Genomic DNA, 13,605 nt, shown 5'->3' with positions numbered 1-13,605 from the left:
GATTAATTCGGTACTGCCGATAGGGCAGGCCGGGACCGACCCGCCAGGCCCGGGGACTCATCCAGTGTCCCGCCCAGCTCGTCCGCGCCGACAATGCCCGCTGCATCGCTCGCAGACTGCGCAATCGAAAATACCCAGTCCATAAATCGGTCTTCCGCGTCTTCTGTAGCCGGGCGATTTAACCGGTCAGACGGTACGGAAGGGCCATCCAACGTTTGGTCAATGACCTCCTGCTTCTCGATCAGGCGACGGATCATTCGGGCTTCCAGAGAGTGTTCGATGGCCGTGTGATACACCAACACATGATCTTTCTGGCCGATCCGGTGCGCCCGGTCTTCCGCCTGACTCATGTTGCCGGGCACCCAATCCAGTTCGGCAAACAACACCGTGGAGGCCTCCGTCAACGTCAGACCGGTACCGGCAGAGCCAATTGTGCCAATGAATACCCGACATCGGTCATCTTCCTGGAACCGGTCAGCCTGTACCTGACGCTCGTCGTTCGCCGTTTGCCCGGTAACAACGGCAACCGTGTTCGGTGTACCCTGCCGGCCAGCCTCGCGTTTGAAATGTTGATTCAGGGCATCGACATACGCTTCTACGACCTCATGGTGATGGCAAAACAGGATCAGCTTGCCATTGCTCAACGTGGTTTTGATTAACTCGACAACCTGGGGAACCTTTGCCAGCGCGGTTTCCTTGCGGGCCTGGCTCATCTGATGAAAGGCGATCCGAGCCGCCTCGGACAACCGGTGGGCCTGCTGCTGGTAACTCTCATGCGCTATCTCGCCCCGGTGCGCCCGAGCATCTAACTCCTGACGTTCGTCATACAGCGCCCTCAGCGTCTTCTGCGCCTCAGACAGTTTCCGGAAACTGCCGGTGTAGGCGGACACAGCCGGATGATCGAGCTCGATCAGTTGCCGGGTTTTGGGTGGCAAGTCCTTCAAGACCTGATCTTTCTTCCGGCGAACCATGACCCGGGCACGCAGCTGGCGGTGCAATTCCGACAGATTCGAGGCGCCCCTGGCATCCCAACCGTATTTCGTCTGATGGCCGTTGCAGTAGCGAACCTCAAACGCCCGCCTATCGCTGAAAAAGTCCGGGTCCAGAGAATGCACCAGAGGCCATAGCTCGCGTGGCCGATTCAGTGTCGGTGTCCCGGTCAGGTACAGCCGCCGTTGTGCCGGAATGCCCGGAACATGATTACGACCCTGACCATGACCCAAGATCAGCTTGGTTCGCTTCGCATCCGGGTTCTTCAGCGCGTGAGCCTCGTCCACAATCAACAGATCCCAGGGCTTTTCCGTCAGCCGTTCATAATGCTGTTCCACCAAATCAAAATTCAGAACAACCACATCCGCATCGGGTGACCAGCTTTCCGGTCGACCGTCCGGAACTCGGTGAACCGATAACTCTTTCACGCTCCATTTGCGCCATTCGCGTTGCCAGTTGATCTTCAAGGACGCCGGCGTAATCACCAAAATGCGCCGGGTATCCGGCAAAGCATTGGATACCCCAATCGCCTGTATGGTTTTCCCAAGGCCCGGCTCATCTGCAATCAGCGCATTACCCAGGGTAAGGGCATATCGGATGCCCGCTTCCTGGTAGGGCAGGTAATTCAACCCCTTCGGTCTCGGCAAATTCGGGCGCCCGATCGTCGTTTCCAGAGAGTCCAGAAACGAAAGCTGGTAGCAGTTGCGCAGGTGGTGCAAGCGCTCCTTGATCGCAGCAACGAAGGGCTTGTTGCCCAAAACCGGAACCCTTGCCTCGGGGCGCAGACCATAACGGTTCATCAGAACCTTGAGCAGGTTTGCCGTGGTTTCACTGACCGGTACCCGGAAATACCCGCTGCGCGTTTTTGTGCCCTTCACGTACCGGGCGCCCGGGTGGCTTAGGATCAGCTCGTAAAGCCCGGCGTTGGAATATCCATTCCGCAACCGCTCCGGATCATTAGGATCGCGGAGGGCGTAGATCTTCAAAGCCGTTGCTTGCAACCGAGTGGCCGGGGTTCGCCCGGTAACCACGGTAATGTCCGGGCTGTCCGATTTTCCTTGCGGAGTGTCTGCTATTAGCACCCGCTTTTCCGGCTGACCGGCCATGCCCGCCGAAGCGGCAAGCGCGGCCCGAAGCGCCGAACCATCCTCTTGCCTGCGAATGCGTGTCTCAGTGTGCTGTTGCAACAGGCGAGCGCGCTGGCTATCAAAATACTGTCGGCTTCGACGGTCAGTTATTTGTATGCGCTCAGTTCCCGTTTGCGTGATCCGTTTTGCCAGTGCCAAGGTTGCCCGAGCATTGGCGTCGGTCGCCGGATATTGAAAGGTCAACCAGGTGCGGGTTTCCATTCGCCCCGAAAGCCGAGAACGGTCAACCAGATGTTCCGTGTCTGATCGGATCAGGGTGAGGTCAGACAGGGTACGGTTGAGTTGGGCAACGTATTCAGCGCGTTGGAGAATCGTCAAAAGCAGGGAGCCGTCGCCGCTTGCGGATGGCGTGTAACGTACCTGGGCAACCAATGAACGGTTTTCCGCGACTGGCGCCGATAACCCCTTTTTCGGTTGCCCGCGTTGAGTAAGGGTTTGCCGGATCAAAGCCTGGTGATCACGCCACATAGCGATAACCGCAATCAGCGAACCAATTTCAGAGTCGGGCGGCTGCGGTCGTCCGAAAACGAATCGGTATCACTGGAACGATCAGGCCGACCGTTAATGCCAACCATCCGACTCCGGCGAAACGCTGCTTCCAGTTCGCTCTTGGGTACCGGGTTCTTAACAATCTGCCCAATATACCGGTCGTCCAAACCAATGATCTGGCCATTCCGATCTAGGCACAGGTAACCGTACCGACGCAGTGTGCGTACCGCCTCCTGCAACGGCGTTACATGCCCCGGTAACTTCATGCCCGGATCGTGATAGATCACCTCCACGCCGAATACCGACGCGATCAACTTCGCTTTCTCAATCTCACGGGCTTCCCGGGCGCTTTCCATGTTCCGGCGCTTTCGTTCCTGTGCTGCCCGCCACAACCGGCGAGCCCGTCTGTTGAACCAGAATTTCAGTGGCGTGGTCCGAATCAGTTCCCAGCTCATTGCGTCCTTGTCGCATGTCTCTAATGAGTGTTCGTCCAGATTATCGCATGTGGCTTTGTAGGATAAACGTATCGTTAGTGATCGCGATGGGTGTGGGGCGTTTTTGAAACAGCCCGTCAAGGTCAGGGGAAAAGCGCTTTGAGGCCCGGCGTTGCCGGGGGGCGGCCGGTGGCCGCTGGCGGGCTGACGCCCTTGCTGGCGGCCTTCGGCCTTTCTTCGCGATGAGGCTTCGCCTGCCCGCTCAGGCACGGCTCAGCCAAAGATTTCACCTGTGTACATCGAACGCAAGGGGCGGCGTTTGATCCGCGCATCCATGGCATCGATCCATTTGAATCCTATTCGGTCGCCGTGCCAGTACAAATACCCGCGGGCATCGCGATCCGTCCGGCGAGGAAGCGCACCGGTTTCCGACACCGGATGAACTGCAACCGTGCACCGGTAAGGGTTAAACGCTCGCTTCCAGGGGCCTTCAAACGCGCCGCAACCATATTCGTCTACCTCTACACTGCGCCATCGACGTGCCGGCGCCAGAACGGCACGCGACGTTCGTTGTCCGCATCCACATGGCTGAGGCTGCCGCAAATCCATGGGTCCGGCCCGGCAATGCGCTCAAACCGCCAGCGGGCTTGATCGACCAGCCAACTGTTGAGGCCTGTGCCTTCCAGATCTCCGGAATTCGTCAGATCAACCGTACGCGCCAGATTGGAGTGCTCGGAGTCCTGTTCCATGTGAAAGATAGACGTGCAATATCCGCCGGAATCGCGTGGGTCGTGAGAGAAACCGGGTGTCTGGGTGTGGCACGTCACATCGAATGCCCATCGACCTTCCCGGATTGTCGTCTTCAGGCGTAGCCGGGCCAGGCATTCGAGGGCGTCGCGATCTGCCATGATCGCTTCGTGAATAGCGCTGGCGGATTGGCTGCCCAGGCTTGTCACGAAAGCATCGTATTCTGAACGGTCGAAAACCAAGTAGTCGGCGGTGTGCATGGCGGTCGGATTCTCGCTGAGGTTGATGGCGGTAAGAGGAGGGAGGCTGCGGGCCCCGGGCCTGCAACCTGAACTTTATCGCTTCGCCGGCGTCTGAACTAACCGCAATCAGATGTTCGGTTTGTACTCGAATACAGCACTGGCCTGACTGTCGGTAAAGGTGTCGATCTCCTTCTCTTTGTTCAACACTGCGTTGACCAGGTTGTTCGGAAAATTCTGAATGCCGCCAGGGGCAAGACGGAGAGCAATCGCGGGAAGGCGGTGGCGATGAAGAAGGGTTGAGCGGGAAAGCAAATCCAGGTCCGAGGCGCCCGCTCGCGAACTCGCCTCAGACCCATACTGGAAAGTCCCTTATCGCATCCCCGGGCTTTCCTCGCTCTCCGCCGGGATCTCTACCGGCTCTCCGGTGTACTTCGTTTCACCAAGGAATTCGTTCAGGATTCTCTCGTCCTCGATAGCCCGGAGATTCCGTTGTACCGTCTCTTTCGCTGCAGACCCAAGGTTGTTGATTGCGTCGAGAATTTCCGGGCCGCTAAGTTGCGCTTCCCGTTTGATCATCCCGGCATCAACCGCCGCTTTCAGAATGGATTGCGCCAATACGTCCCGCTGATGTATGCGCTGGCGGACAATCTCGCCAAGATCGCGAACCACGTCCAGCAAATCGTCCGGGGTGATCTCATCTTTCTCGTTAAGCCTCTGAACCACCTCATTCATACCGCCTTTCAAAGCGGCATCCAGAATTGTCTGGGTGAGTTTGTCGTTCATGTTCGTCACTGTTGCCGTTGGGGTTGTCATGCTGGCTAACTCCTCCATCCTGCTGCCTCTCAAGGGAACGCATGTGTGTTACCTCAACAAAATACGAAATAGATACACCCATGCGATTCGATAGGCTTATCGTAGCGCATTATCCTGGGCAGAGTAGGCGTGAAAGGGCAGGCGGGGCTTTTTGGAAACACCCATGCCCGCCCAGTTCATCCGGTCGTCGCTAGGTCGCCGTGGCAGGCGATTGGGTGCCGAAGGAGCGTCTGATCTCCCGTTCGCACTCGTCAGCCAGTGCATCAATTGCCTTATCGGCCATGCCCTATATATTGAACATCCCGGGCAATACCCTGAAGCTCATCCTTTCCCCGAAAACGATTGATCGTCAGCGTATAGGTCAGCTCAATAGCTACTCCCGGCTGCACCGGATTGGGATTGCTCTCATCCCGTGAGAAAAACCAAAGCACTGGGAATGCCTTGGCGCCATGGCTTACCGGATACACCGGGGTTCCATCTTCACCAAATTCCCCGGTCAGCGGTTCATCATCCAAGTCCATAACCAGGAGCTTCTGGTGTTCCTTCCCGATGCCCAGTGAGCGAATCACCTTGAACTTCTGGCTGAACAAAGGTTCCGGGAACATCTGACCCCACGGCTGGCCCTCGATCCATTCCGCCAGCTCTCGACAACGGTGTGCCGGCAACAAAGAACCATCCTGGAACACAGGATTCGTAAGAGGGGATACCTCACGCAGATACGCTACCGCTTCCCGGAACAAACGGCGGAACCGGTTCAGCTCCGATCGGTGTAATGACAAACCGGCGGCCCGGGCATGGCCACCAAACTGCATCATCATGTCCGGGGCACGGGACGCCACATAGGCCAGCGCATCACGAAGGTGCACGTTATCTGATCGACCAGACCCCTTCAGCCAGTCCGGATCTCCGCTCACAGCATCCGGCGAACCTGGCTCCGCATTTGGGTCGGCCTCCGGCGAAAAGCAAATTACCGCCCCCTTCGTCCGCTCTTTTATGCGACTGGCTACCAGGCCCACTATGCCCGGGTGCCAATGATCCGCATGGAGAACAACCGCAGATTGATCTTCCGACTCCGACAGGCTGTCCGACTCCCCAAACAGGCGACTCAGCTCATCATTGGCCTCCCGCTCCATGTCCTTCTGAACCGCCTTCCGTTCCTTGTTCAGCGCGTCGCAGCGCTTCGCCTCAATCTCAGCAATGATCTGTGAGTCCGCCAGCAAGCACTCTATCCCAGATACCGGCTTCTCCATCCTGCCAACCGCATTGATCCTAGGGACAACCTGGAATGCGAGGTCGGTCGATGTAACCGGCCCCTGGACACCCGCAAGGCTCAACAGGGCTCTCACCCCATAGCACAGGTAACCGCGGTCATGAGATTCTTTCGGACTCATGCTCAGCCCGCGATTGATCCTGTCCAGGCCAACCTTGACCAATAACCGGTTGTTCGCGTCCATCGGTACAACGTCACCAATCGTCCCAATCGCCAAAACGTCCGCTACATGGTTCACCTGAATCGACGCGATCGCCTGGGCCGCTTCAGGCTTGCCCGCCTTCTTCAACCGAGAAATCAAAGCCTGGCGAACCAGAATCATCAGATAAAACGCCACCCCGCAACCCGACAGCGCTTTCGACGGGAACGAGCAATCTTTGCGATTTGGGTTGACCACTGCATACGCCGCCGGCAGATCCTCCCCTGGCGCATGGTGATCCGTGATAATTACATGAGGTGTTCCATCGCGGTTGTAATCACTAACCGCCGTCCAACTGTTGATACGGTACACCGCATCGTGAGACGAAATACCATTGTCAATCGTGACAACCACATCCGGACGCAATGGCCTGATCTTGTCTTCGGCCAACGGGATCTTGAGCCCATACCCGTACTTGAATCTATCCGGAATCACGTACTCAAACGATGCCCTCGGATACCGGAACGAACTGAGCACCGCCGAAAAACGATTCATGCAGCGGATGAAAATCGCCGCCCCGGTCGCACCATCACAATCAAAGTCCGCCACCGCAACCACTCGGTGACCACGTATCAGGGCTTCCGAAAGACGAACGGCCGCACGAATACCATCCGTCAATTTCGTCGGACAGATCAGGTTCGCCGGGTCGTAAACCTCCGGATAGTGCGCTCCACGGTTGCCCAGTATCCGCTCCTTGAGACCGGTCAGTTCGGCTTCCAGGTCGCTTGCCACACCGCCCTGATACATCGCGTTATTCAGCATGTCCCGCATGTCTCCCTATCTCAGTTCTCGAAGTGCCATCTATCCCAAGGTGTCACAGCTTGTCCAAAAAGCTGCGGCCAAGGCGGTTTGCATCACTTTCCATCTGTTCATCAGGTCGATCCTTCTGACCCGACAACCGTCTGAGTGATGGACGCTCCGTAGGCTTAACAGCATCGTCATCCTCATAACCGCGTAGGGGCCCCTGACCCTTTCTTCGGCGGGCCGCATTCAACTCGGCCAATGTGTCTTTCACCTGGGCAATCGCTCCCTTCGGCGGACGCGCCAAAGGCAATTCGGTGGTCCGATCAATCGAAATATCGCCGTGTGAGTAGTACCGAACATTGTTTATGCTCGTGTGCCCAAGCGCAGCTGCGGCCTCCTTCATCGATGCGCCTCCCCGGAGAAACTCAACGGTGTACAGCTTGCGAGCCGTCCGGAAATCCAACTCCGACAACAGCTCCAGCGCCTCCGGATCATCCGCGTATAAATGCTGGAGAACACGACGCGCCTGAATAACCAGATTCGACCGGGTACCCTTGTTGATCGATCGCGCATACTGAATCGTGTCTGCCAGATTCTCTATCTGGGCATCCGTAAACTCATCCAGTATCAGGTAGCGCGTCCGCTCCGGATTACCACCCCGGGTCTTGGCTGTCCGAACTTCAAGGTATGGAAGCTCTTTACTCTCACCAGGCAATACTCGGCAGGGTGGGGTGACCAGCTCCGCACTGTCCCATTCGATCGTCCGCAAACCCGTCTGGCACGTCATCACGAACAAACGGATCGCCTGGTATTGAGTTTCGGTATGCCGGCTCGTCTCGAAATAACCCAAGATCCGCTCAAGGGTGTCCTGTGTGAACAAATGGGAAATCGCAAAGTTCCGACGCTTGTTCGGGACGTTGTTCCGGTTCTCCAGTAACAGACCCTCTGCCCGGGTTCGCAAATAGTGCATCTTGTTCCGCTCGGCAAACCGGCGAATGTCCTTCAGATCGTTCCGCTTCGTCTTCTTGGTCGCCCCGCTCCGCTCAAGGTGGCCCTCAACCCAGTCGGCAAACGCCTTCTGCGTGTCGGTGTCCTGAATCAGAAATTCCGTCAGCTTCTCCCTGACAAAACGGGTAAACAAACTCCGAGTCCGGTCTGGAATGCCTCCGGTTTCCCGAAAGCATTCAGGGTTTTCCGTGTCGAATCCGATGTTGATCTTGCCAATCACGTTCTCTTTCCGTTCTGGGTGGTCTTTTGCTTTGTGGCCGTTCCAGCGTCGATGCGGTTTGCACGGCTGTTTCGGGCTATTCTCCCAATGAAAGCGTTAGAAAAAATTACCCCATAACTCTATATACTCACATACCCTCCTAGTAACTATACACGTCCTTTTGCCTCGCATGGAATATTCTAAAACATTACTAGATAGAGATTTTCTAACGCTGTCGTGTTGTTTGACGGCGTTTTAATCAATTCGCTGGGGGTATCGACATCGAGGAGGGGGGGGCAATTTAATCGCGAATTTTTGATCGAATCCGTGAAGACATTGATTAAGGAGCAGGATGTTTGTGCCCGGCAAGCCAATTTTTGATCGGTTTTCGTTGAAGGTGGCCCAGGCAAATAGGACTGCCTAGAAGGAGAATGGGATGGCGTCGCTTCCGAAATGGTCGCTCAGCCAGTTAGAGGCCAATTTGACGCCTTTTAGAGATCGTTTTATGGCCGTTTAGTGTTCTTTCTGAGTTCACTTATCCGATTTCCTTGCCCTCTATCTGCAATTGGATTTTGTACGGCCTTTTCATGGCCGTTCCTCAGCCCTTGCACAGCTCGTATCTGGTTTTTTTGCAGCCTTGCTGCAGCCACCGCGTGGCGCTTGTATGGCGACTCTGCGGATCATTTTTCGCGTTTGGTGGTGCTTACCCGAACCGGTGAGTCTGATGTGTTACGATTAGTGCATAAGGTATTCGAGTATGAAGCACCGCTTAGGTGCGAATCATTGCAATAGGAGAGAGGACAAGAATGGCCTTCAAGAAGACGTTTGCTTCCTTACTGGTCCCGGTGTTCCTTGCTGGGTGTGCAGCATCACCCCAGGATGTCACCTTGCAGGTAGACCCAGCTGTTGTTCAGCTTTCCAAAGCTGCAGATGAGATCGCCGAGTCTTATCGCATGTTGAGCTATGCCGAATCCGCACGAGTGAGTTCAACCGGTATTGGGGAAACCCTGGACTATCAAGCCTCGGATTTTCCAGAGCAGTGGCGCCGTGAAGTTGTACTGAAGGAAGACTACTACGGTGAGCTGGAATCGTTCTTGAGGGGGTTGTCCAAGCTGGTGGGCTATCAAGAGCCTCAGATCATCGGAAAATCACCGATTGTCCCGATCACTATTGCTATCAACCGTTCACGCAAGCCGCTGGCGGAGTTCCTCATTGATGCCTCTTATCAGGCAGGTGGAAGGGCGCTCGTCACGCTCGATCCCGATATTGATCGCCTGCAGATTACCTACCCGGAGCGCTGATCAAGGAGGGCTCTATGGAAGTTCCAAGCCTCGACGTATGGATTGAATCTCAACAGCCGCCCATCTATGAGGAAATCCGGCAATATGAGGCAGGCTTCGGTTTGGGCAGCTACAGCGACGGTGATCCGGCGCTGACCAATGAGCTGAGGCATCGGGCGATCAGAGAGGCGGCATTCACGTTTGCCGCCCAGACCGGACTGGCTTGGCGATATGAAAAGCTCCTGGCGTTCACCAAGTCACAAGAGGGAACCCTGGATCGCATTGCCAGTTTCTCTCCGTTCGTGGTCGATAAGCACATGCTGCTGCCGTCAATTACAGAGATCCGCGATCGGTATGAGATTTCACCGGACGACCAGAAGCTCAGGGAGGTAAAGATCCAATACAGGGTGGACGAGCCGCCGCGGGCAATTACCACGCCACCGACGTGGCGTGACTATTTGTGGCGTGAGTTTCCGTATCCGGAAGATCCCCACCCGAAACTATTGCCCCGCACGCCGGAAGAAAAAGCTGTTTGGCAACAGGCCATCGACGAAGGCTGGAAGGCCGGGCTTGAACAAGCGCAACTCTCATGGACCAATTCATTGAATGAGCTGGTTCAAGACATCCGAGGCCGTATTACCTACCGCATCCTGGAGTCCAGGCAAATCGTTCAGCGACCAATAATGGTTGGTTCTGAGCCTGAAATGACCACGGCTGATGGTGGAAAGGTAATCAACGCCGGAGACACGGTGTACTCGGTAGCAGTGCCGCTCACCTTCAACAGTCTGAATCACTGGGATGCGTTGTGGGTTTCCCTCGAAGAGCACCAGGCCCAGCCCGTGTTTGCCTCAAGCGACTACTTGGGACCGGGAAACTCTGGAACTGGCAGTTCTCAAATGCCGGTTTTTGGTGAATAGATTAGGGCAGCTATACCGGTATGTCGGATCAAGAACAAATTCCCAAAATCAATGACGATCACCCGTTGACGCTTGAAAAACTCGATCAGGCTTTGATTCAGCTATACGAGTGGGGTGTTGACGACATTCTTCTTCAGGATGGAGAGATGCTTGCGGTCAAGCGCCACGGGCGAATTGTAACCGTCGGCAGAAGGCCGCTGGATGTCGAATCGATCGAACTCATCCTCAACCGCATGTACAAACAATCTGCTGCGGCGACATTGCAAAAAGCGGACGATCACAATTTCACTTATACCGTCCGAAAAGATCGGTATACCACCTATCGGTTCCGGGTAAACGCAACCGCCTCAATGGGGCTGCATGGCTCACCTGTAGGTATCGACATTACGATGCGAACGATTGCCCAGGTTCCACCAAGCCTGGAAGACCTTAAAGTGCCCTCAGACCTTATTGAGCGGCTGTTTCCGAGAACAGGAATTGTGATCGTTGGCGGCGCAACCGGATCAGGTAAATCGACATTGATAGGGGCAGTCGTTAAACGGATTCTCACGGCGCCCGAAGGACGCCGCGTTCTGACCTATGAAAGTCCCATCGAATTCGATTACAGAGCTATTCCCGGGCGCACGGGGCGCATTGCTCAATCTGATGTTTACGTCATGTTGAAGGACTACGCACACGCTACTGCGAACTCGTTGCGCCGACATCCTGACGACATCATTTTGGGGGAGGCCCGTGATGCAGAAACCATCGCGGGAGCCATTCACAACGCAGAAACCGGGCACCGGGTATACACAACTGTGCATGTCAACTCGGTGGCTGAGATGCTGTCCCGAATGGTGGGTGTATTCCCGTTCCAGGAGCAGGCCCGGGCGACGGCCGGACTTATCGGAGCCGCTCAGGTATTGATCTACCAGGAGTTGATTCCGACAGTTGATGGTAAGCGGGCTGCGATTCGGGAATACCTTGCTCTGAACAATGATATGCGCCGGCAGTTGTATGAAACAAAAGGCGAACATATCACGGCGGTAATGAGCGACTTCGTGCAGCAATACGGTCGTCCATTAATGCGTGATGTGGACGATCTGTACGAGGCAGGGCGTATCGATCAAGGGCTTTATGACCGATATAAAGCTGAGTTCGAAAACTCAAACTCTTCACCATCTAAAGCAGATAGCCCGTCCCGCATAAGTCTCGACGACCACAGTCTCGACGACCACTACAAGGTCGTATTTGAAGAGGGTGCAGATTCATGAAATTGCATCTTGTAAAAAAAGGAAATGGAGACCCCATTATTTGGGCGCACAAATCTCAGCGTGCGTCAGTTGGCAATTTTTTCAGCATAATGGGTGTTCTTCCTTTCCTATTTCTTACTGTTTTCCCTTACGGCACAGTTCTAAATCTGTGTTTGCTCAACTTTGCTTTGGATATTTATCGAATGCGGAAGCGGGCGTATCGGTGGGCCGATATTACGCGCCGATTCCGATTCTTTTTCAATGGCGGCTATTGGCGCCTTCACTCAAAACATCAGGTCCGGCTTCGCAAATGGAGCTGGGATCATTTCAAAGGACGCAGATATTGAGGTTTGTATGAAGCCGATTCGACGCGCTGTAGATAATGGGTACAACTACCACAAGGTTGCCTGGGTGGAAAAAGGAGAAATCCGGACGCTGAAATACCCGGCAATTCTCGGCAGCTCCAGTGAGGCGATCACCGACATGCAAGGTGGCTACGCCAACATGTACGAGACAAATGGCGAGCGGTTTGTTGTTGATGAGCACGTAAGTCAGCCGATTCCTTTGAGAACAGGCGACTACGGCCTTACGGATGCAAACCGGGTTTTGGTGAATCATGGTTTGCGGGAAAGTGGTGTTACACCAGATCAGCAAGTCATTCTGGTTACCAGTCTACCGGTTCGGGACTTTTTTAATACTGATGGCTCGAAAAATGAAGATCTGATTCTCGGCCAGAAAGAGTCCATGCTGAAGCCGGTGAAAATGGTTGTGAATAACAGGGATGAGCCTCAGCAGGTAGCCAATGTGATTCGCTCGGATGTGATTTCGGAAGCAGTTGCAGCTGCGTTCGACTTCCTTGTTCCGAATGTTGGTGAGGGTTTGAGTGACGTGTTTGCGCCTATCGGAGTGCTCGACTTTGGCGGATCTACCTTTGATGTGGTGACGCTCACCAAGGATATGCGCATTCGGCAAGCGTCCAGTGGCACGCTCAAGAGGGGGACCATGGACATCGTTGAACCACTGAAGCGCAAGCTGGCGGCTTACTTGGAGTCCAAGGGCATTCCTGTAGGCGGTATTCCTGAGTGGAAAATCAACCAGGTCATGGCTTCGGGTACCTACCCACACTATGACAAAGACGATCAGGGGCGCAGCTTCCAACGCCAGATTCCCGTTCAACATATTATCGATGAGGCAGCTTCCGAAACGGTCAGTGAAATCAAGGCCTTCGTGAAACAGCGGATTCCAAATTTCTCCGAGTATCAGGCCATTCTGCTCGTAGGTGGAGGTTCGCTGCTATGCCGAAATCTGTTCAAAGACTGGGAGCAATTGCCTAACTTTATCGTGATGGATGAGTTCGCGAATGCTCGCGGAATGTTGAAATTGAGCGCGCTCTGATGCGTTTGCGGAGGTGATTGTGTCCGATGAACTGAAGCCTGTTCGAGTCATGATCGGCGGTCCGTCGGGGTGCGTTGGGTACTCGCAAGATGAGTTGCGAGTTCTCAAGAGCATTCTGGCAAAAGGGCGAACTGAGCGAACCATGATCGTGCACAGAGCAATGCGGATCATGTGCCAGGCAATGCTGCTATCACCGAATGGTGGTTATCCTGGTTCGCTGTCGGAACTGGGGCTCGGACACCCGGGAGGTGTTTTCCAGCGCGGTCACGGAAACGCAAGTGCGCCAAAACTGGATGATTCTGAATCAGATTCCGACAACTGGTTGCTGGAATCATCTTCGGACCCTCAAGTAAAAGCTCAGGTTGTTGTGGACGATTCAGCAACGGCAACTACTGATCTGGAATCGACCGGTCCAAATGATGCTCTGCCAGGCGATCCTGAGCGAGAAAGGTATCGAAGCATAGCTTCTCAGTTTATGGGCTGATACAAAAAAGCCGG

11 protein-coding genes are annotated in these 13,605 nt (G+C 55.0%); 5 read left to right on the top strand and 6 right to left on the bottom strand.

Annotated elements, in window-relative coordinates; genetic code table 11:
* Positions 1-2 precede the first annotated feature (2 nt).
* The 6 genes from BTO32_RS14900 to BTO32_RS14875 all read right to left on the bottom strand — a co-directional run bounded on the left by BTO32_RS14900 (position 3) and on the right by BTO32_RS14875 (position 8,304).
* Entirely contained in the window at positions 3-2,606 is a 2,604-nt protein-coding gene (locus tag BTO32_RS14900) for a DEAD/DEAH box helicase (RefSeq protein ID WP_084206869.1), read from the bottom strand.
* A 14-nt stretch (positions 2,607-2,620) separates the two neighbouring features.
* Positions 2,621-2,983, bottom strand: coding sequence for a hypothetical protein (locus BTO32_RS14895; RefSeq protein ID WP_139339079.1), 363 nt, complete (start codon positions 2,981-2,983; stop codon positions 2,621-2,623).
* Positions 2,984-3,582: 599 nt separating this feature from the next.
* A complete protein-coding gene (locus tag BTO32_RS17755; protein WP_139339078.1) occupies positions 3,583-4,068 on the bottom strand; it encodes a hypothetical protein in 486 nt (161 codons plus the stop codon).
* A 351-nt stretch (positions 4,069-4,419) separates the two neighbouring features.
* A complete protein-coding gene (locus BTO32_RS14885; protein ID WP_139339077.1) occupies positions 4,420-4,863 on the bottom strand; it encodes a hypothetical protein in 444 nt (147 codons plus the stop codon).
* Between the two features lie 272 nt (positions 4,864-5,135).
* The gene (locus BTO32_RS14880; protein WP_245820354.1) at positions 5,136-7,094 is read right to left on the bottom strand and encodes a single-stranded-DNA-specific exonuclease RecJ; all 1,959 of its coding nucleotides are present in this window, start codon (positions 7,092-7,094) and stop codon (positions 5,136-5,138) included.
* 52 nt (positions 7,095-7,146) lie between these two features.
* A complete protein-coding gene (locus BTO32_RS14875) occupies positions 7,147-8,304 on the bottom strand; it encodes a hypothetical protein (protein WP_076725440.1) in 1,158 nt (385 codons plus the stop codon).
* Between the two features lie 785 nt (positions 8,305-9,089).
* On the opposite strand from BTO32_RS14875, the gene BTO32_RS14870 reads away from it, so the two are divergent.
* From BTO32_RS14870 to BTO32_RS17750, 5 genes are all read left to right on the top strand, one after another.
* A complete protein-coding gene (locus BTO32_RS14870) occupies positions 9,090-9,584 on the top strand; it encodes a DotD/TraH family lipoprotein (protein WP_076725439.1) in 495 nt (164 codons plus the stop codon).
* Between the two features lie 14 nt (positions 9,585-9,598).
* Positions 9,599-10,480, top strand: a complete 882-nt coding sequence (locus tag BTO32_RS14865; RefSeq protein ID WP_076725438.1) for a type IV secretory system conjugative DNA transfer family protein — start codon at positions 9,599-9,601, stop codon at positions 10,478-10,480.
* Between the two features lie 20 nt (positions 10,481-10,500).
* Positions 10,501-11,733, top strand: coding sequence for a type IV pilus twitching motility protein PilT (locus tag BTO32_RS14860; protein WP_084206868.1), 1,233 nt, complete (start codon positions 10,501-10,503; stop codon positions 11,731-11,733).
* A gap of 240 nt (positions 11,734-11,973) precedes the next feature.
* Positions 11,974-13,107 carry a ParM/StbA family protein gene (parM, locus tag BTO32_RS14850; protein ID WP_245820353.1) on the top strand — a complete coding sequence of 378 codons (1,134 nt, stop codon included), beginning with the start codon at positions 11,974-11,976 and terminating at the stop codon, positions 13,105-13,107.
* Between the two features lie 19 nt (positions 13,108-13,126).
* On the top strand, positions 13,127-13,591 hold the full coding sequence (locus tag BTO32_RS17750) for a hypothetical protein (RefSeq protein WP_139339076.1): 465 nt from the start codon (positions 13,127-13,129) through the stop codon (positions 13,589-13,591).
* The last annotated feature ends 14 nt before the right edge of the window (positions 13,592-13,605 follow it).

Source organism: Marinobacter lutaoensis, assembly GCF_001981305.1.
Taxonomy (GTDB): Bacteria; Pseudomonadota; Gammaproteobacteria; order Pseudomonadales; family Oleiphilaceae; genus Marinobacter; species Marinobacter lutaoensis.
Note: the sequence above shows the minus strand (reverse complement) of the source record. Positions and strands in the feature narration are given on the sequence as shown.